The 18,529-nt window shown below is 44.6% G+C and carries 19 protein-coding genes and 1 pseudogene; 2 read left to right on the plus strand and 18 right to left on the minus strand.

The features are described 5' to 3' along the window. Positions 1–6: 6 nt before the first annotated feature. On the minus strand, positions 7–2,715 hold the full coding sequence (gene acnA, locus AB1K91_RS06940) for an aconitate hydratase AcnA (protein ID WP_413089044.1): 2,709 nt from the start codon (positions 2,713–2,715) through the stop codon (positions 7–9). A 245-nt stretch (positions 2,716–2,960) separates the two neighbouring features. Between acnA and AB1K91_RS06945 the strand changes: the two genes are divergently transcribed. Further along, positions 2,961–3,086 (plus strand): small acid-soluble spore protein P, encoded by a 126-nt coding sequence (locus tag AB1K91_RS06945; RefSeq protein ID WP_084160682.1) that lies wholly within the window; start codon positions 2,961–2,963, stop codon positions 3,084–3,086. Between the two features lie 40 nt (positions 3,087–3,126). Here AB1K91_RS06945 and AB1K91_RS06950 read toward each other — a convergent pair whose 3' ends face one another. The 13 genes and pseudogenes from AB1K91_RS06950 to AB1K91_RS07010 form a co-directional block, all read right to left on the minus strand. Beyond that, on the minus strand, positions 3,127–4,233 hold the full coding sequence (locus AB1K91_RS06950) for an ATP-binding protein (protein ID WP_413089045.1): 1,107 nt from the start codon (positions 4,231–4,233) through the stop codon (positions 3,127–3,129). A 187-nt stretch (positions 4,234–4,420) separates the two neighbouring features. Further along, complete coding sequence (locus tag AB1K91_RS06955; RefSeq protein WP_413089046.1) at positions 4,421–4,894, minus strand: CcdC family protein; 474 nt, start codon at positions 4,892–4,894, stop codon at positions 4,421–4,423. 29 nt (positions 4,895–4,923) lie between these two features. Continuing rightward, entirely contained in the window at positions 4,924–5,283 is a 360-nt protein-coding gene (locus AB1K91_RS06960) for a response regulator (protein WP_489686331.1), read from the minus strand. Beyond that, complete coding sequence (locus AB1K91_RS06965; RefSeq protein ID WP_413089048.1) at positions 5,258–5,731, minus strand: Na(+)/H(+) antiporter subunit B; 474 nt, start codon at positions 5,729–5,731, stop codon at positions 5,258–5,260. Before AB1K91_RS06965 ends, AB1K91_RS06960 begins: the two co-directional genes overlap by 26 nt. A 54-nt stretch (positions 5,732–5,785) precedes the next feature. Beyond that, positions 5,786–6,481, minus strand: a complete 696-nt coding sequence (locus AB1K91_RS06970) for a cytochrome c biogenesis CcdA family protein (RefSeq protein ID WP_413089049.1) — start codon at positions 6,479–6,481, stop codon at positions 5,786–5,788. A gap of 84 nt (positions 6,482–6,565) precedes the next feature. Beyond that, positions 6,566–6,979 (minus strand): YndM family protein, encoded by a 414-nt coding sequence (locus AB1K91_RS06975; RefSeq protein ID WP_093726495.1) that lies wholly within the window; start codon positions 6,977–6,979, stop codon positions 6,566–6,568. 197 nt (positions 6,980–7,176) lie between these two features. Then, positions 7,177–7,912: pseudogene (locus tag AB1K91_RS06980) on the minus strand (ABC transporter ATP-binding protein); the annotation flags it as partial. 252 nt (positions 7,913–8,164) lie between these two features. Next, on the minus strand, positions 8,165–8,926 hold the full coding sequence (locus AB1K91_RS06985; protein ID WP_413089050.1) for a nucleotidyltransferase domain-containing protein: 762 nt from the start codon (positions 8,924–8,926) through the stop codon (positions 8,165–8,167). Between the two features lie 314 nt (positions 8,927–9,240). Continuing rightward, a complete protein-coding gene (locus AB1K91_RS06990; protein WP_093726497.1) occupies positions 9,241–9,462 on the minus strand; it encodes a YneF family protein in 222 nt (73 codons plus the stop codon). A 43-nt stretch (positions 9,463–9,505) separates the two neighbouring features. After that, complete coding sequence (gene sirA / locus AB1K91_RS06995; RefSeq protein ID WP_413089051.1) at positions 9,506–9,904, minus strand: sporulation inhibitor of replication protein SirA; 399 nt, start codon at positions 9,902–9,904, stop codon at positions 9,506–9,508. Positions 9,905–10,059: 155 nt separating this feature from the next. Next, the gene (gene tkt / locus AB1K91_RS07000; protein WP_413089052.1) at positions 10,060–12,063 is read right to left on the minus strand and encodes a transketolase; all 2,004 of its coding nucleotides are present in this window, start codon (positions 12,061–12,063) and stop codon (positions 10,060–10,062) included. A gap of 126 nt (positions 12,064–12,189) precedes the next feature. Then, positions 12,190–12,414, minus strand: a complete 225-nt coding sequence (locus AB1K91_RS07005; RefSeq protein ID WP_413089053.1) for a DUF896 domain-containing protein — start codon at positions 12,412–12,414, stop codon at positions 12,190–12,192. Between the two features lie 42 nt (positions 12,415–12,456). After that, a complete protein-coding gene (locus AB1K91_RS07010; protein ID WP_413089054.1) occupies positions 12,457–13,116 on the minus strand; it encodes a YneB family resolvase-like protein in 660 nt (219 codons plus the stop codon). Between the two features lie 284 nt (positions 13,117–13,400). Here AB1K91_RS07010 and lexA point away from each other — a divergent pair, with 284 nt between their 5' ends. After that, complete coding sequence (gene lexA / locus AB1K91_RS07015; RefSeq protein ID WP_413089055.1) at positions 13,401–14,030, plus strand: transcriptional repressor LexA; 630 nt, start codon at positions 13,401–13,403, stop codon at positions 14,028–14,030. Between the two features lie 358 nt (positions 14,031–14,388). On the opposite strand, the gene AB1K91_RS07020 is transcribed toward lexA, so the two are convergent. The 4 genes from AB1K91_RS07020 to AB1K91_RS07035 all read right to left on the minus strand — a co-directional run bounded on the left by AB1K91_RS07020 (position 14,389) and on the right by AB1K91_RS07035 (position 18,444). Next, positions 14,389–15,222, minus strand: coding sequence for a helix-turn-helix domain-containing protein (locus AB1K91_RS07020; RefSeq protein WP_413089056.1), 834 nt, complete (start codon positions 15,220–15,222; stop codon positions 14,389–14,391). A gap of 166 nt (positions 15,223–15,388) precedes the next feature. Beyond that, on the minus strand, positions 15,389–16,219 hold the full coding sequence (locus AB1K91_RS07025; RefSeq protein WP_413089080.1) for a carbohydrate ABC transporter permease: 831 nt from the start codon (positions 16,217–16,219) through the stop codon (positions 15,389–15,391). Next, on the minus strand, positions 16,219–17,124 hold the full coding sequence (locus AB1K91_RS07030) for a carbohydrate ABC transporter permease (RefSeq protein WP_413089081.1): 906 nt from the start codon (positions 17,122–17,124) through the stop codon (positions 16,219–16,221). Before AB1K91_RS07030 ends, AB1K91_RS07025 begins: the two co-directional genes overlap by 1 nt. Positions 17,125–17,196: 72 nt before the next feature. Further along, positions 17,197–18,444 (minus strand): ABC transporter substrate-binding protein, encoded by a 1,248-nt coding sequence (locus AB1K91_RS07035; protein WP_413089057.1) that lies wholly within the window; start codon positions 18,442–18,444, stop codon positions 17,197–17,199. Positions 18,445–18,529 lie beyond the last annotated feature (85 nt).

The following is an 18,529-nucleotide window of genomic DNA, read 5'->3' on the forward strand; positions in this document are numbered from 1 at the left end:
GAATACTTATGCATGCTGCAATTTGTCACGAAGGACCATGTTCAAAATACCGCCATGACGGTAATAATCGATTTCCACTTCACTATCGAAGCGCGCTACAGCTTCGAATTCAGTCACTTTGCCATCCTCGGCAGTTGCTTTTACTTTGACGACATCGCGTGGAGATACATTCTCATCGATTGCAACATCAATGCTCTCACGTCCAGTCAATCCAAGGGATTCCGCACTTTCTCCAGGCTGGAACTGCAATGGCAGCACACCCATCATGACAAGGTTGGAACGGTGGATCCGCTCAAAGCTCTGTGCGATGACTGTTTTGATACCAAGCAAGTTCGTACCTTTGGCTGCCCAGTCACGAGAGCTTCCCATGCCGTAGTCTTCCCCGGCAAAGATAGCCAATCCTGTCTGATCAGCTTGATATTTCATTGCTGCATCATAAATCGGCATTACTTCATCCGTCGGCCAGTAAGTTGTGTAACCGCCCTCTGTACCTGGTGCCAGCTGGTTGCGGATACGAATGTTTGCGAAGGTACCGCGCATCATGACCTCGTGGTTACCGCGGCGGGAACCATAGGAGTTGAACTCGCGAGGTGTGACACCTTTATCCTGCAAATATTTACCCGCCGGCATATCTTTCGCTATTGCACCCGCCGGAGAAATATGGTCCGTTGTGACAGAGTCGCCAAACTTCCCGATTACACGCAATCCTTGTAGAGGCTGCACGGTGCCGCTTCCTCCGGAGATGTTCTCGAAGAAGGTAGGATTCTGGATGTAAGTAGAATCCGCATCCCATTTGTAAAGCGGTTCGTCAGTTGTATCAATTTCATTCCATTTGGCATTGGAATTGAAGACATCCTCATACTCCTTACGGAAGATTTCCGGTGTAACAACTTCAGCGACTGCATCGCGGATTTCTTTGGGAGAAGGCCATAGATCTTTGAAATAGACCGCGTTTCCGTCTTTATCCGTTCCGATTGGGTCGTTATCCAAGTCGATATCCACTGTACCTGCAAGCGCATAAGCCACGACTAGCGGCGGTGAAGCCAAATAGTTCGCTCGCACAAGCGGATGGATACGGCCTTCGAAGTTACGGTTACCAGAAAGTACGGATGCAACCGTCAAATCGCTGGAAGAGATCGCTTCTTCGATTTCAGGAGACAATGGTCCAGAGTTGCCGATACATGTCGTACAGCCGTAACCGACTAGCGTAAAGCCTAATTGGTCAAGATAAGGCGTCAGTCCTGCATCATCCAAGTAACGCGTTACTACTTTCGAGCCTGGTGCAAGGGATGTTTTCACATACGCAGGCACGTTCAGGCCTTTTTCAACCGCATTCTTCGCAAGGAGTCCAGCTCCAAGCATAACGTATGGGTTAGATGTATTCGTACAGGAAGTGATCGCAGCAATTGCGACAGCACCTGTTTTCATCGTGGACGTTTTACCATCCGGATGGTGTACATCAACTGACTTATCGAATTCACTCTTATCAAGTCCGAATCCTTGGTTGCCAGATGGTGCTGTAATGGAATCAACGAATGATTTCTGCATGCCGGAAAGCGGAATCAAATCCTGCGGACGCTTCGGACCGGAAAGGTTCGGCTCCAATGCGGAAAGGTCGATTTCCACGATTTCCGTATATTCAGGGTCACGGGCATCCGGAGAATACCAGAAGTCATTTTCCTTCGCATATTTCTCAACTAGATCGATTTGATCCTTGCTTCTGCCTGTTAAATGCATGTAGTTCAGTGTTTCTTCATCAATTGGGAAGAAACCGCATGTCGCCCCGTATTCCGGCGCCATATTCGAGATTGTCGCACGGTCGGCAAGCGGCATATCCGCAAGTCCCGGACCGAAGAATTCCACGAATTTTCCGACCACGCTCTTCTGACGCAGTACTTGTGTCACCTTCAGTGCCAAGTCGGTCGCAGTGGAACCAGCTGGCATCGTTCCAACGAATTTCACGCCGATTACATCTGGTGCCGGGAAGTAAGATGGTTGTCCAAGCATGCTTGCTTCTGCTTCGATACCGCCGACACCCCAGCCTAGGACACCAAGTCCATTGATCATCGTCGTATGGGAATCAGTACCAACCAATGTATCAGGATAAGCAGTATACGCACCGTCTGCATCCTCATTGGCATGGACTACGTTGGCCAAGTATTCCAGGTTGACCTGGTGGACGATTCCAGTCGCAGGCGGAACAGCACGGTAGTTATCGAATGCTTTTTGCGCCCAGTTTAAAAATTCATAACGTTCTTTGTTTCGCTCAAATTCCAATTCCATGTTCACTTTCAATGCGTCTTGCGTACCATACTTATCAACCTGTACGGAGTGGTCGATGACAAGATCGACCGGGATTTCAGGATTGATTCGATCTGCATCCCCGCCAAGGTCGACCATCGCTTTTCTTAAGGAAGCGAGATCCACGACCGCCGGTACTCCGGTAAAGTCTTGCAGGATAACACGGGAAGGCTTGAATGGTACATCCGTGATGTTCCCATTCCCCCAGTTTGCTAAGCCTTCCACATGCTCGTCCTTGATTGCAAAGCCATCATGCTGACGGATCAGCGATTCAAGCAGCACACGAATGGAGAATGGCAAGCGGGAGACTGTTCCGAGCCCTTTCTCTTCAAGCGCTTTCAATTGATAGTAATTGTACGTCTTTCCATTTAATTCAAACTGTTTCTTTGCGTTGTATGAATTATTTCCCACCATCGTATGAACAAACCCCCTTGTGAATTAGCCTGCTCTATCACAATCTTATGATAGAACAGCACGAGCTAACATCGATTTGCACTCTTTATTCTAAATGAAAACGATTCATAAGTAAATTAATTAAGAGCAAATTATACGCGTAAAATAGGGAATCGTAGCGTATTTTGCAGTCAACCTATAGATTTTGATAACACTCGAATAAGCCCTTTTACACAAGGGATAATAGGTGATATGGAGGTGAGAAAATGGGAGATCAGAAAGGGAAACAACGAAAACACCCAGAGAAGGTGAATGAGCCGCTGAGCGGGTCGAAGAAAGTAAAAAACAAAAATCATAGCAGACAGAAACACAATAGTTCTCACGACATGTAAAACAAACATGGCCTCTTATAGAAGAGGCCATGTATAAATATTATAAGGTAATCGGCAAGGAAACCCTGAAGGTACTCCCCTTCGTTTCATTGCGCAGAATATCAAGTGCACCGTTATGCTTGTCCAATATTTGCATACAGATCATCAAACCTAATCCAGTACCTTCTTTCTTCGTCGTAAAGAAAGGCTCCTTGAGCTTGGCAAGCACATCATCCGGGATACCAGGACCTTCATCCACAACATCCACAATACAATCTGTACCAACTTGACGCTGACGTATATCAATCTTACCGCCCTTCGGCATTTCTTCAAGTGCATTCTTGATGAGATTGATGAAGAGCTGCTTGATTTGCGAGCGGTCACAGAGCAGCCTGCTATTCGATCCTTTTTCAAAATTGATCTGGACATTCTGCAAACGCGCCTGTGAGTACAGCAGTGTAATGACATCCTGCAGCATTTCATGAATCGTTTCTGATTCTTTGTTTTCCGCCACTGGCTTTGAAATGAATAGAAGCTCGGAAGTGATTGTTTCGATTTTCTCTATCTCTTCCACCATGATCTTGTAGTACTCTTCCTTGCGGCTGATACCCGCCTGAATGAGCTGAAGGAAACCTTTCAGACTTGTAAGCGGATTGCGGATTTCATGGGCGATCCCAGCCGCAAGCTGACCAGCCACACTCATTTTTTCCGATCGGAACATCATTTCCTCGATTTCTTTTTTATCGGAGACATCCTTGGCGACTCCGATATAATATGGGGCATCCGGCTCCTCTATTAGTGAGATGCTGGCTTCCATCCATATATGCTTCCCCCTGTTATCCAGTGCTGTGAAATGGAATCGCTGAGGCCATTCTGTTGCTGATTGGAACCTGTTCTTCAGGACAGGCACGTCACATGGATCCAAATAAGTCAAAGAAGACGTGCCGAACACTTCCTCTGGCAGATAGCCCAGCAGCCGTGTAACCGACGCAGAAGTATACTGGATCACCCCGTCATTGCTGCAGACGAACACGATATCAAAACCGTTTTGGTCGATCCATTGCAGCATCGGCGCTGGCAGTTCAGCCAAAGAATGTGCCTCAAAGCCTGTCGAATCAAATGAAGCCGCTTGTTTCTTTTTCTCTGTCTTATAGTCGTCTTCGTTCAAGCTCCTTCGCCCCCTTTTATGTGACCTTGTTCGTGCATCTATGTATGTATAAGTCCTTTTGTAATGTATGTTACTACAATTAGCCAAAAAACAAAACGCTCGTGCCACGATTTTCCTAAAACTTGTATAGACATAATCAATATATGAAAAAAGACTTTCTCACTGTAAGAAAGTCTTTCCACAACCATCAGGCGACATGCAAGCTTCTCTCAAGCCGTTTATACTTCCAAAGCATCGCAATTCGCCAGGAAGCGATCATACCGAAGGCCAGCAGGAAGAAGACTCCGCCCATCTCCCCTATTTCAATCGTTTGCCCGATCGCCACCTTGAGCAATACCCGGACAAACACAAGCCCGACGAGTATGATGGCGAATGCCTTGGAAGGCTTCAGGAAAATCTCCCCATCCCGCACTTCAAAGTTGGAAGTCAGAATCAGCAAACTGGAGAAAATGACTCCAGCACCGAGTGAATACCAAACCTCCAACCATGGTACACGGAACACTGGAAAAAGAAACATCAATGCCCCCGTGCTCATGAACAGCGGCGGCAGGATGATTTTCTTTGCTGTCACTGGCCTGGCAGCAGCCCGCATCCGGATCATCGCAACAGCCAGACCCATACATGCAACCAGGATGGTACTGATGATAACAGGTAATGTCATACCCTTACCTTCTTTCGATTTACATTTCTTTAAGCGAGGATACGCTCCACTGTTTCAATTACGCGGGCGTCCTCGAAAGGCTTCGTAATAAAATCCTTTGCACCAAGTTCGATAGCCTGCATGACAATGCGCTGCTGCCCCATTGCAGAGCACATGATCACTTTAGCTTCCGGATCAATCCCGATGATCTCCTTCAGAGCTGCAAGCCCATCCATATGCGGCATCGTGATATCCATGAGCACGATATCAGGTTGCGTGTCACGGAACTGAGATACTGCCTCATGTCCATCCGCAGCCTCTCCGACAATCTCATGATTGTTCTCTGTAAGCAGACCCCGCAACGTCTTCCGCATGAATTTCGCATCATCTACTATCAATATCTTTGCCACTTGCATTCTCCTCACTGCTTGAACGATCTTGTGCGATGGACAGGATGATCGTCAGGGCGATTCCGACTACTGTAAGATAAACCCCTAGATCAAAAAGTGTCGCTGTAGCCAATTCCAGCTCCCCTAGTACCGGCAAGTGGATATACGTGAATGTATGACTCAGGAATGGCTGTCCGAATAGGAATGATCCAGCACTGGTCAAGATGGCAATCAGCACACCTGTCACCGTCAGCACACGATAATTGATCGGCAGAACCTTGCTGACTGTCTTGAAACCGTATGCCATATACATGAGAACCAAAGCAGCAGCAGTTCCAAGTCCTCCGATGAATCCACCACCCGGCGAATTGTGGCCCGAAAAAAACAGATAGACCGAAAACCCGAGCAACAAGAAAGAAATGAGCACGGTTGTTGTTTTGAAAATTAGATTATTCGGTGAAAATTCCACAATCGACACCCTTTCCCTACATATTCTAAACTACTTCACAGCTTTTTTCACGATTTAAAAACCGTAAAAAGAGAAAAAACCTGCAAGATAAGCTGTTATCCTTGTCGTAAGATCGAATAAAAGCAAAATACCGATAAGAATCAGGAAATAACCACTTATTTCATGCAGGATCTTCCCGGTTCTTTTTAATCTCTGCAATCGAGATCCGAAGAATCCCCAGAAAAAGAAAGGAATACTGAAGCCCAGTACATAAGCTGCCATAAGCGGGACGGCTCCAAGCGGCTGCAGAGCAGCGCTAGTCATGATGCCCGCTAAGATTGGACCTGTACAAGGCGTCCACCCCATCGCGAAGGAAAGCCCAATCAGGAACGAACCAGCATATCCAGGAGGCCTGTTTTTAAAACGAAGCAAGGTTTTAGACGTCTGCCATCTTCCTCCAAGCAACCCTATCTGCACTGCACCCATTAGAATCAAAATTATTCCACCAATAACTCGTATGTATGATTGATATGCAAAAAGCCATCCAGATAAAGCTAGTGCGCTGTAGCCAAGCAGTAAAAAGATCGACGAAAAGCCAATAAGGAAGAAAATTGTATGCAGAAACCATCCGGAAGCATGCGATTTTTTTGCAGATGAGCCTGGATTGACACCTGCCAAATAAGACAGAAATGCCGGATAAAGAGGCAGAACACATGGTGAAAGAAAAGAAAGGAATCCAGCAGTTACCGCCAGCAGTATTGTTACTTCCATGAGCATCCCCCCAATATCGACAAGCAAAAGGAACCCCGCGACACAGGATTCCTTCTATTAGCTTATTTTACACTATAGCACAGTTCAAGACATGCCAACAGTTTGAGCATTATGGTCCTCTATTACTTGATTATTGACATAACGATGGAAGAACCACTCACCTATTCCAATTACAACTGTTGAGATCAAGGATGCCAACACAACATTGTCATCAGGATTTAGCAATGCCTCTCCTAATGCCCAAAGAACGATGAATGTCAGAATAGCATCACTAACCGTGGCAATTGTATTCCGCTTCTTAAAATCGCCATCTGGCTTACTTCGGTCACCCGCCCTGCTCAGGATTAATAAGTCACCAATTACATAAGCAGCTATCGTCAAAACTACACTCATAAGCAGCGTATCACTGAATTCCGTATTAAACATAAGGGTGAAAACAATCCATAAAACAGCTAAAATCATGATGAATTTGATCACAAGTGCTTTCACATGTTTCATTTCTTATCACTCCTTCTTATTTATGTTCCAATTCCTTGATTATCAAAGAAGTAAACCTACTCTATTTTAGTATGGCTGCTGTTTCATATTTCATGCATGAAAAAAAGCCGCTTATTCTTTGAAGTAAGCGACTCTTGTAATTTGTGATGGGATCGAAAGGTTGAGCTCATATTCATCGCACAGTCTGAGTTACATAACTGGTTTGCCATCTGATTCTGATAAAGCTGGGAATAGAGTCCCTTTCTCTTTAATAATTCGAAGTGTGTCCCGTGCTCCGTGATTTCACCATTGTTCAAAACGACAATTAAATCAGCGTCTTGGATCGTGCTTAAGCGATGAGCAATGACAAAACTGGTCCCTCCTTTCATCAAAGTTTTCAAAGCCGCTTGTATTCGCAATTCTTTTCTCGTGCCAACACTGCTTGTCGCTTCATCCAATATAAGAATTGAAGGATCTGCTAATATAGCACGCGCAATCGTCAGAAGCTGTTTTTGTCCTTGGGTTAAGTTACTGCCATCACCGCTTAATTGTGTTTCATAGCCCTCTGGAAATTTTCTAATGAAAGCGTCAGCCATGGCTAATTTCGCCGGCATGGTCGACTTCTTCATCTGTAGCATCTAACCGACCATAGCGGATGTTTTCACGAATCGTACCAGTGAATACATAAGCATCTTGTAAGACCAAACCAATCTGCCGCCGCAGAAATTGCTTGTCGGTCTGTTGTATATCTTCTCCATCGAGCAGAATCTTGCCAGATTGAATATCGTAAAATCGCGTCAGTAAATTAATGATAGTCGTCTTCCCAGCTCCTGTGGGTCCTACTAATGCAATCATTTGTCCAGGATTGGCTTGCAAGGTAAAGTTTCGCAATACAGGCATGTTTTTATCATAACCGAATTGGACATTTTCGAATTTAACTTCTCCTTTAATCTTTTTGCTCGGCATTCGTCAATCTTGTATAATATAGATTCTATTGAGAGCCGATGATTTTCCATCTTCCTCCAACAAAAAACCACTCTTCCTACCATATAAATAGAAAAGTGGTTACTGATTTTATTAATCTGTATATGTAAATCCGCATTACAGTGCTAAATAGCGAACGTACACTAATAAAGCTATGAAAATACAGCATCGGTTTAATCTAGATAAAAATTATAATCTGCGTGCAAATGATCTCTTCTGGTTTTATCTTTCTTCGTGCTTTTGCACAATTGCCGCAGTATTTATGCTTACTAAGAGCTCATTGATCGCATGATAATCCGGTTTCTCAGGCAATGTTGAACGCTCCGCGGCCTTCTTAAGTTCGATGTCTAACGCCGCTACAAGTTCCACAGCTTCGTTAAATGTGTATTTGCCATTTCTGCAGTCGAGCAATAAATTACGATTCGGCCTATATGTACTGAAATCTCCTGTCTCCAGGATTTCAATGGCGCTAGTCAGCAGCCTAACGCTGTGCATAAAGAATTTCGTGTCATATCCATACTGTTGGATCAAATCCATTCTGCCGGATCGACTTTTGTTCCTTTGCTTAAGCTGTTGAATTTGCGCGTTAGCATAACCTCCAAACTTCCTTTGAATTGCTTTGGAAAGGAATAGATGCCGATTATCAATTAACCGCTGTCCTAAAGCAGTCACTTTCAAATACTGTTCTCTCCTTAAAAACAGGATCTCCATGTTATTTGGTACACCAGTCATGGCATCTTTTACAAACTTGGTAATATGTATAATGTTAATATCAACAACATCTTTGGTATTCTTAAAATTCTTGCCGCCGCTACTATTGTATTCATTGAATGATTCCAAACCCAAGTAATAGCTTACAGGCGGAATGCACACACCTTTATAATCCTTATCCGATTCTTCCGTATTTGTCCCATAAGCGTAGCTGCCTGTTGGAGCCAGGATGATCGTTCTCTCTTCAAGCCATTCGTAATGGATGGGTTTCATATTTCCTCCCTATACTCAACAAATAGATAGTTATATTTTATCCAATTCTAAAACATGTAGTGACTGTTTGAATGTCGGCTCTGAGATAAACTATACAATTTACCCCTAGAAAACCACACACTCAATTATTTAATATGCCACACCAATCAACTATGTATTAGTCCTCCATCAACAAAAAAACCACCCTCCCTGCTAAGTCTCTCAACAGAAAAAGTGGTTCCCGGATTTAATAAAACAATTGCAGCCATCAAATCCCTTTTTTTGCAATGCCATATCGCCAACGTGAAACGTCAAAGCTATATAGAAATAATTGCTTATTTACCTTGTTGGTTATTCATTGCGCGCATCATTTGGTTGATTTTCTTTTGTGATGGTTTTTGACCCATTTGCATCATCATTGTACGAAGCATCTGTTCATTAATTGGCGGGTTTTTCTTCAGATAGTTCATCATGTATCTTCTGGCGATGAAAAATCCAAGTGCTACGCCGATAATCAATGTAGCCAGTGCTATAAGTACGACCCAGATCGGACTCATATTGGCTTCCTCCTTCAAAATATCTCTAATCTAGTATAGACAATCAAAAGGAAGAATACAATAGATGAACCCGTGATTGCAGGTCATTTTTTATGATTGGTGCGATCCATCCGCAGTTGTTGGCAGCAGGTTCGATGATGAAAAAGGATGAATCGAAGTGGCGGAGTTCCGAAAAGATGGTTTCTTCAGCTGTCGTCAAAGAGTCGCAAATGACACGAAGGCAGTGCCGTTCAGCCTCAATGTGAACATTTTCATCCTGATGGAATGCTTGCTGCAGTGATGCATTAGGAGGAAAATCATTTGTAATATAGTCCAGCTGCTCCTGTACATATGCGGTTTTCTCCACCTGGCTGGAGAGGAAAAAGCGATAGAGGATATCCGATTTATAAAAATAGCGGAAGTAGATCTCATGTTTCACCCAATAGACAAAGTACTCTTTCATAAACTTGTCCCCCTTCTCCTTTGAAAGAATAGTATACGTGAGACAGCATTACTTAATCCCTCGGAACTTGTAGCAAAGAGACACGAAGATGCAGAGCTTTACTCGAAAATTGTCGTAAAAGAAAATACCGGTCACTGGCGTGACCGGTATTTCCATTAATCCAATATAGATTTCACTTGTTCAATGACATTATCGACGGTGAAGCCGAATGCTTCGATCAATTTATCGCCGTTGCCGGACGCACCGAATGTGTTGATGCCGATGACTTTGCCGTCAAGGCCGACATATCTTTCCCATCCAAGCGGCGAAGCCATTTCGATACCGACGCGTTTCTTCACTGCAGGCGGCAGGATGCTATCTTTATAGGACTGCTCTTGCAGTTCGAAGCGATCCCATGATGGCATGCTGACGACGGAAGCATCGATGTTCTGCTCACGAAGTGCTGCTTGCGCACGTACAGCGAGCTGTACTTCCGATCCGCTTGCAAGAAGCAATACATCCGCCGTTTCTTTTTGCGCTGGGCTGACAACGTATGCACCCTTCTTCACGCCTTCATACGCCGCTTGCTGCGTAGATGGCAGTGTAGGAAGATCCTGACGCGTAAGAACTAGCGCCGTTGGAACTTTTTCCGATTCAATTGCCAGTCTCCATGCAGCCTGTGTTTCATTGCCATCGGCTGGACGGACAACGCTCAAGCCAGGCATTGCACGCAGTGATGCCAGCTGTTCGATCGGCTCGTGTGTCGGTCCGTCTTCTCCGACTGCGATGCTATCATGAGTCAATACGTATGTCACAGGTGTTCCCATTAAAGCAGACAGACGGATAGCCGGGCGCAAGTAATCACTGAAGACGAAGAATGTACCGCCGTACACCTTCAGACCGCCGTGAAGCGCCATACCGTTCAAAGCAGCGCCCATCGCGAATTCACGCACACCGAACCAGATATTGCGGCCGCTGTAGTTCGATTTGGAGAAGTTCTCTTCCTTCGCTAAGAGCGTCTTGTTGGAACCAGCAAGGTCGGCACTTCCGCCAAACAAAGCTGGCACAGTATCGGCAATGGCATTCAATACCTTTCCGGAAGCAGAACGAGTGGCAATTGCATCTTTGCCTTCCTCGTACGTCGGAAGCGCATCCGCCCATCCTTCCGGAAGTTCACCTTTGATTGCAGCAGACAGTTCTCTTGCAAGCTCAGGATGCGCTTCTTCATACTTCGCAAATAGCTCGTTCCAGGCACTTTCAGCTTCGGCGCCATTTTTGACTACTTTCTCTTCGAAATCTGCATAAACCTCTTCCGGGACGTGGAAGTCTTCATGTTCCCACTTATAATATTCCTTCGTAAGTTTTACTTCATCAACACCCAGCGGCGCACCATGCGAAGCACTTTTCGCTGACTTGTTCGGAGAGCCGTAACCAATGACAGTTTTCACTTCAATCAAAGTAGGCTGTGTTGTATTCGCTTTCGCTTCTTTGATAGCTTCACGAATTGCATCCACATTCGTGCCTTCCTCGACACGAATCACTTGCCAGCCGTATGCTTTGAAGCGGTCTTCCACATTCTCAGAGAAACTGTGATGAAGATCGCCATCGAGCGAGATATCATTTGAATCATACAGGACGATCAGCTTGTCCAAGCCAAGATGGCCCGCAAGTGATGCTGTCTCATGGGAAATACCTTCCATCAAGTCACCATCACCGCAAATGGCATATGTGTAGTGATCCACAACCGGGAAGCCCTCTTTATTATACTTCGCTGCAAGATGCGCTTCAGCCATTGCCATACCGGTAGCCATCGCGATACCTTGTCCCAGCGGACCAGTTGTTGCCTCGACACCATCCGTATGATGGACTTCCGGATGACCTGGTGTACGGGAGCCGAATTGACGGAATGATTTCAAATCATCGATGGATACTTTGTATCCAGATAAATGCAAGAGGGAATACAAGAGCATGGAACCATGTCCGGCAGACAAAACGAAACGATCCCGGTTGAACCAGTGGGAATTCTTCGGATTGTGAGCCATGAAATCGGTGAAAAGCGTATACGCCATCGGTGCAGCACCCATCGGCATACCTGGATGGCCGGAATTAGCTGCTTCGATTGCATCGATCGATAACGTACGAATTGTATTGATTGAAAGCAATTCTGTTGTCTGAACCATGTGAACATCCCTTTCATCTAGCAAATTATGTACTCTTGTTCATCCTATACCGAAATGCTCTGATAGACAAGGATTTATACATAGAAAAAGAAGGGAATGGCTGAGCATGAAGCCAGCCTCCCCTTCTTATTTATCGTCCCGCATTTTCTTCACTTTATCCGGTGTAACATCGTTTCCTTCCGGATCGATGATCGTCATCGTCTTGAATTGGTTCTTGAACGAAGAGCGGACATTCTTCAAATATTCCTGTCTAAGTTCCTTCTGCTCTTTCTGTTCGCCAAGGCTAAGTCCTTCTGTTTTCGCTTTATGTGCCAACGCGTTGATGCGCGCCAATTTTTCTTTGGATATCATTTGTGTATGCTCCTTTAAGCATTAAAGTTCATACACACTATGTTACCTGCTGATGTCCTCCGATTCAAGCGAAAGATATTCCTGATACCTCCTATGTACGGTTGCCTTCGATACACGGAACCCCATACCGCGAAGAACAGAGCTGATTTCCTGGAAAGTGAGCTTGTTGTTTCGCAGCCTGACCACCTCTTGGATCGGAAAGTCAATCCTCTCCCTGCCCGGTGCCGCCTGCTGGTTGCTCAAATTCTTACTCGGATCATAGCCCGCTTCAATCGCCCGTCTCATGCCCCGTTTTATCTTCATATTATGAATTTTCCTCTGGTACTCCTCGACAATACCGACAATCTGGAGCACCATACCATCCGATTCAGAAAGCTGGAATTCGCCATGCTGACTCAACGTATAGACTTTGACCTCAAGCTTTTGCAGGTGATGGAATAATGCAATTTTGGTATTCCCTCTGCCGAGTCTTGTTTCATCCTGGATAAGAAGGCAATCTGCTTCACCTGCTGTAAATAGATCCAGCATGCGAAAGATACCCGGCCGTTCGATTTCATAACCGCTCTGTCTCTCTTCTACGATATCGATGACCTCTATGTCGGAAGAAGCAGCAAGACTCATGAGCTCTTCACGCTGTCGCTCAATGGAACTTGCCTGCTCGTCCTTTTCTGTACTGACTCTGCAATAGATGACTGCTTTCATTGATGTACCCTCTCACTTCAGCTAATTAGACACTCATAATGAGTGTAAAGTATAAGAAGAAAAGCGTGAAGCCGAAAAGCACATAATAGAATAGATCTGATTTCGCTAGTTTTTTGAACATGGTAGACCCCTCCGCGTTTTAAGAACGTGCGTTCTCTTTGTTAATTCCATTATATACGAACATAGGTTCTAGTCAAGGCTTTTTTTCGAACGGATGTTTGTATATTGAAATCTGTCATGGTATACTGTATGTAATAAAAATATATGCACGGGGTGTTCGATACATGATGAAACTATCGAAAAGACAGGAAGCGATTCTAGCATACATAAAGGAACAGGTACTCGATAAAGGCTACCCGCCATCCGTCAGGGAAATTGGGGAGGCAGTCGGCCTGGCATCCAGCTCCACGGTACATGGCCATCTTTCCAGACTGGAGAAAAAAGGGCTGATTCGGCGCGACCCTACCAAACCGCGTGCCATCGAGGTCCTATCATTAGATAACGAAGAACAGACTGAAATCCCCCGCGGCGAGGCAAATTATGCGCCGGTCATCGGGAAAGTGACGGCAGGTATTCCAATCACCGCCGTAGAGAATATCGAAGAATACGTACCGGTACCAAGCCATCTGGTCGGTCCGGATGACAATATTTTCGTTCTAGTCATTGTCGGGGAGAGTATGATCGAAGCCGGCATTCTGGATGGGGACATGGTCATCGTCAAACAACAGCAGACAGCTCAAAACGGTGAAATCGTCGTAGCGATGACAGAGGACAATGAAGCGACGGTGAAGCGGTTCTTCAAGGAAGAGAACCAGATCCGCCTGCAGCCGGAGAACAGTACGATGGAACCTATCATCCTGGATAATGTTAGCATTCTTGGAAAAGTAATCGGTTTATATCGATCCATTCAATAAAAAATCGGCATCTGCCGATTTTTTTTCATAGAATTTACACACTTTCCGCCTTCTTTCGACACATTTTTTGGGTATATTAGAATATGCTTTTACCAAAAGCTAGAAAGCGGGTGGAATCGTGAAGCTATTTTACAAGCTTGTGTGCAAAATACGAGGCCGTCATAAGATTGATAGTGTTACTGATTCATGCAAATGCGGATATACTAGGAGTTACCGCAGGGAACAACACAGTATGGACGATTATTATCTTAAAGAACGTTAAGTACAGTGAGGAAATAAGAGCTTGCCTATGCGGCAAGCTCCTCTTTTGAATGATGGGTTTCTTTTTTAGTTTCTTGCGTTAAGCAAGGCAAACTTATCAATCCGTTATTAAATGATCAATCTTGGCTGGGTTCTTTCTTTTCCTGAATTCACCCGCAGCCATACCGACTGCTTTCCGAAAAACTTTATTAAAATAATTTGCGTTTGAATACCCTACCCTATCAGCAATCTCTGTGATGGATAATCTTGTTGTCATAAGCAAATCAACCGCTTTTTGAACCCTTATTTTAGTGAGATATTTGATTGGTGTTGTATCAAGCTGCTCTTGAAAATGCTTGACTAAGTAATATTTGGAATAACCTGATACTGCAGCGATATCACTCAATGTAAGGGGCTCAGCATAATGTGACTGCATATAAGATAAGGTTTTTGTAATTTGATCAGAAAGATCTTTCTTATGATTTTCCATGTCTCTTACAAATCGATAACACTCCATGATATATTCATAAGCGCTGGCGGATGCTAGATAACTATCTGTAATTTTATTCTCGATCGTATCCTGGTATATTCCCAACAATAGCTGAATCAGTTTTGATTCTGGAGAAATTTTCAGGACGGGACCGTTATTTTCTAAGATATAACGCCAGCATTCCATTGCTTTGCGGCCAACCAAGGTAATGAAGATGAATTCCCATCCATCACTGTCCTTTGGGAGATAATAACGATGCTCACTCGGAATTTCAACAAGAAATGCTTCCCCTGCTTTTAACGAATAACATTTCCCATCAATCTCAAGATTTCCCGTGCCTGATAACGTGTACTGAAATACATACGTGCCAATATCCTGTCTTTTCAATCCATCCCAATCATAGCTCATATCCGGGCTTTTTTTATCTCTGCCGAGCAAGAAAATGTTTGCTGTTTCGTCCATTCCCGCATCCTGAAAATGAAAGCCATAGACACCATAACCTTCTATCTTATCTCTTTGACTTGTATGGATGATTATCTCCCCCTTAACCTTCAGTTTATATCAGCGTACACAAAAAAACGACCGGTATAACAATTGGTCGCTTTTTCAACTCCATCTCCACTATTACTTAACCTTTGACACTTCCAGCTGCTAATCCTTCAATGAAGAAACGCTGCAAGAGCAAAAACAAGATGACCATCGGCAAAGATGCAACGAGTGCTGCCGCACCGACAAGGCCCAACTGGCTTGTATTTTGACCAAAGAAACTGGAAAGTGCAACCGTCAGCGTATGCATATCGGAATCCTGCAGGAAGAAAATCGCGAACTGGTAATCATTCCAGATGTATACGCAAGACAAAATCAGTACGGTCGCCGTGATTGGCTTCAATAACGGAAATACTACCCGGAAGAATACACCAATCGTGCTCGCCCCATCCATCCTGGCTGCTTCTTCTAATTCTTTCGGTATCGTCGAACGGATAAAACCCGCATACAAGAAAATGGTCAATGGCAAGAAAGCCGCGACATTGTTCAATATGGCAACAAGTCGTGTATTCATCAAGCCAGCGTCCACGACAAGCTGATACAAAGGGACAAGCGCAGTAAGCGGCGGGATCACCATTACTGCCACAAATAGCATATAAACATATTTGTTCAGTTTTGTCTGGCGTCTTGCCAAGGCATATGCAGCAAGAGAACCGAAAATGATCAGCATTGCCGCTGCAGCTATTGTGATGATGAATGTATTCATGAACGCAGTTGACAAATTGGCTTCTTCCCAGGCAAGTGTGAAGTTCTCCAGGCTGAAGTAATCCGGGAGCAGCCATTTCGAAGAAAAATCACCTGCACGCTTCAGGGACGTCGTTATTAAAATATAGTAAGGAACCACATGACAAAGTGTGATGAGCAATGCCACACCAGTTGAAAGCCATTTTGCCCGCTTTGATATCTGGTTCATCACGCTTCAACCTCTTTTCGTTTAAAGTAGATTAGGGCTGCCATGCTCAGAACAAGTATGATGACTGCCATCAAAACCCCTTGTGTAGCCGCATAACCCGCATCCTGACGGGCAAAGTAAAGGGAATACATGAATGTGGACATCGATTGGGATGCATTGCCTGGTCCCCCATTCGTCAAGGAAACGATGACATCGAATAGTTTCAAACCACCGATGATATTGATGACGATGTTGATTGTGATTGCCGGCATCAGCAGCGGGAGCGTAATATTCTTGAATTTGGACCAACTCGATGCGCCATCGATATTAGCTGCTTCATAATAATCTTTTGAGATACTTTGTAAACCGGCAAGATAGATTATCATGGCAACACCGACAAATTGAAATGTATTGACGAAAACGATGATAAAAGGATTCAAATCAGGATTACCCAGTGCATTCACCGGCTCCATTCCGAGCCACGAAATAATATCATTCAGAGCACCACCCTGATAAGCGAAGAAAAAGTACCAAATGTAGCCCATCACGATCGGACTGATAATGACAGGCAGATAAATGATTGTCCGAGTCAGGGATCTGATTTTTAAAGTTTGATTCAGCAATAAGGCGTATCCGAGCCCGATGATATTCTGCAAAATGGTGCTGCCGATACCGTATAGCAGCGTATTTTTCACAACTAGCCAAGTGTCGGGATCTTCAAACATGCGCTTGTACTGCTCAAACCCAACATAATCGTACATTTGGGAAAAGCCATTCCAATTGGTCAGGGAAATACGGATGCCATCGAAAAATGGATAGATAATAAAAAGAAAGACTAACAGGACACTCGGAAGATACATCCACCAAAGGGATGATTCCCTCCGTCGTTTCGTCAACCTCTTTGGTTCTGCGTCCGATGATAGCATTTTGGCCATTATCATCATCTCCTCTTATTTAAACAGAAGGAGCAAAAAAGCTCCTCCTGAGTTGCCATTGATTCATTTTACTAAGCGCTCATATTCTTCACTCATCTTCTCGGACACTTGCTTAGGCGACATAGCTCCAGATACGAGCTCCTGGCCTGTCGCTCCCATTGGATCCCACATTCCGCTTGGCAGATAAGCTCGATCAAAATACGGCTCGATCCGGGTTCCTTCATATTGCGAATAAAAATCCGCAAAATAATTCTCTGCATCCACATTGGTCAAGGCATCCGGGAGCGAGGTACCTTCTGCAAATTTCTTCGCTACATCCGGCTGGGCAATATATGCAATGAATTTCTTGGCTTCTTCCTTGTGCTCTGAATTCTTCGAAACAGCCAAAGTGAACCGCTCCCCGCCAATCCAGCTCGGCTGATCATCCTCATAGATTGCCGGCACTGGCATCGTACCGATCTGCACCTCTGGATTGAGCGCTGTGACTTCACGTCCGATTGATCCGCTCATCATTGTAAAAGCCACCTTGTTTTGGGCCAGCAGCTCTGCAGCCTGTGTAGTTTGTGCGGTGACAGCATCTTTATTGAGAAGCTCTTTATCATTCATTTCCTTCAGCTTTTCCGGTAAAAAGGTATAGGAAGACCAGTCGAACGATCCATCGAGCAATGCATCACCATGACTGTTTGACGGTGACGTGATCAATAGCGGTGTGGCAAACTGATCAAAATATTGCCCGAATTGGCTTTTGTCCGATCCCCCTAGCCAAAAAGGTATTACCTCTCCCTTGCTCTTTTCTTTTATCGTCTCCAGGGCTTTCATGAATCCATCAAATGTTTCCGGCGGCTCCACTCCGTATTCATCAAGAACGTTCTTATTGTATGTCAGCCCATCCAGTGCTTGATTGATAGGAAAAGCATGCAGTTTTCCGGAATCGTCCGTCAAAAGGCTCTTCATCGCTTCATCCAAGTTGGCTGTCCACTCCATGTCACTTAAATCCACGGTATATTCCGCGTAACGGGTTTTAGCCCAGCCATGTGTATCAAATAAATCCGGCATGTCATTAGCCGCCATTTTCACCCGCGCCATCTCTTCATATCCATCGGTTGGATAGCTATCTTCAATATCTATATCGGGATTTTCTTCTTCAAAATCCGCAACGATTTCTTTGAAAATCTTTTGATCTTCCTGATTGGTTGCTGTTGACATGAGCGTCAGCTTGACTTCTCCATCTCCGCTTGCACTATTTCCACAAGCAGCAAGCAAAAAGATGGCAGATATAGAAAGTGCAATGAGTACCATTCTTTTTTTCATGATATCCCTCGCCTTTTGTTTTTAATGACAGCTGGGCACTGCTTTCCACGCAAATGGTTAAGCGCTTACATTTTATTTAGAGAAA

Origin of the sequence: Terribacillus jepli (assembly GCF_047228925.1) — a bacterium.
Lineage (GTDB): Bacteria > Bacillota > Bacilli > Bacillales > Amphibacillaceae > Terribacillus.

Excerpts from the sequence above, each read along its gene's own strand:
- acnA (WP_413089044.1), bottom strand. The coding sequence starts at position 2,715 with ATGGTGGGAAATAATTCATACAACGCAAAGAAACAGTTTGAATTAAAT.
- AB1K91_RS06945 (WP_084160682.1), top strand. The coding sequence starts at position 2,961 with ATGGGAGATCAGAAAGGGAAACAACGAAAACACCCAGAGAAGGTGAAT.
- AB1K91_RS06955 (WP_413089046.1), bottom strand. The coding sequence starts at position 4,894 with ATGACATTACCTGTTATCATCAGTACCATCCTGGTTGCATGTATGGGT.
- AB1K91_RS06970 (WP_413089049.1), bottom strand. The coding sequence starts at position 6,481 with ATGGAAGTAACAATACTGCTGGCGGTAACTGCTGGATTCCTTTCTTTT.
- AB1K91_RS06975 (WP_093726495.1), bottom strand. The coding sequence starts at position 6,979 with ATGAAACATGTGAAAGCACTTGTGATCAAATTCATCATGATTTTAGCT.
- AB1K91_RS06985 (WP_413089050.1), bottom strand. The coding sequence starts at position 8,926 with ATGAAACCCATCCATTACGAATGGCTTGAAGAGAGAACGATCATCCTG.
- AB1K91_RS06990 (WP_093726497.1), bottom strand. The coding sequence starts at position 9,462 with ATGAGTCCGATCTGGGTCGTACTTATAGCACTGGCTACATTGATTATC.
- sirA (WP_413089051.1), bottom strand. The coding sequence starts at position 9,904 with ATGAAAGAGTACTTTGTCTATTGGGTGAAACATGAGATCTACTTCCGC.
- tkt (WP_413089052.1), bottom strand. The coding sequence starts at position 12,063 with ATGGTTCAGACAACAGAATTGCTTTCAATCAATACAATTCGTACGTTA.
- AB1K91_RS07005 (WP_413089053.1), bottom strand. The coding sequence starts at position 12,414 with ATGATATCCAAAGAAAAATTGGCGCGCATCAACGCGTTGGCACATAAA.
- AB1K91_RS07010 (WP_413089054.1), bottom strand. The coding sequence starts at position 13,116 with ATGAAAGCAGTCATCTATTGCAGAGTCAGTACAGAAAAGGACGAGCAG.
- lexA (WP_413089055.1), top strand. The coding sequence starts at position 13,401 with ATGATGAAACTATCGAAAAGACAGGAAGCGATTCTAGCATACATAAAG.
- AB1K91_RS07020 (WP_413089056.1), bottom strand. The coding sequence starts at position 15,222 with ATGGACGAAACAGCAAACATTTTCTTGCTCGGCAGAGATAAAAAAAGC.
- AB1K91_RS07025 (WP_413089080.1), bottom strand. The coding sequence starts at position 16,219 with ATGAACCAGATATCAAAGCGGGCAAAATGGCTTTCAACTGGTGTGGCA.
- AB1K91_RS07030 (WP_413089081.1), bottom strand. The coding sequence starts at position 17,124 with ATGCTATCATCGGACGCAGAACCAAAGAGGTTGACGAAACGACGGAGG.
- AB1K91_RS07035 (WP_413089057.1), bottom strand. The coding sequence starts at position 18,444 with ATGAAAAAAAGAATGGTACTCATTGCACTTTCTATATCTGCCATCTTT.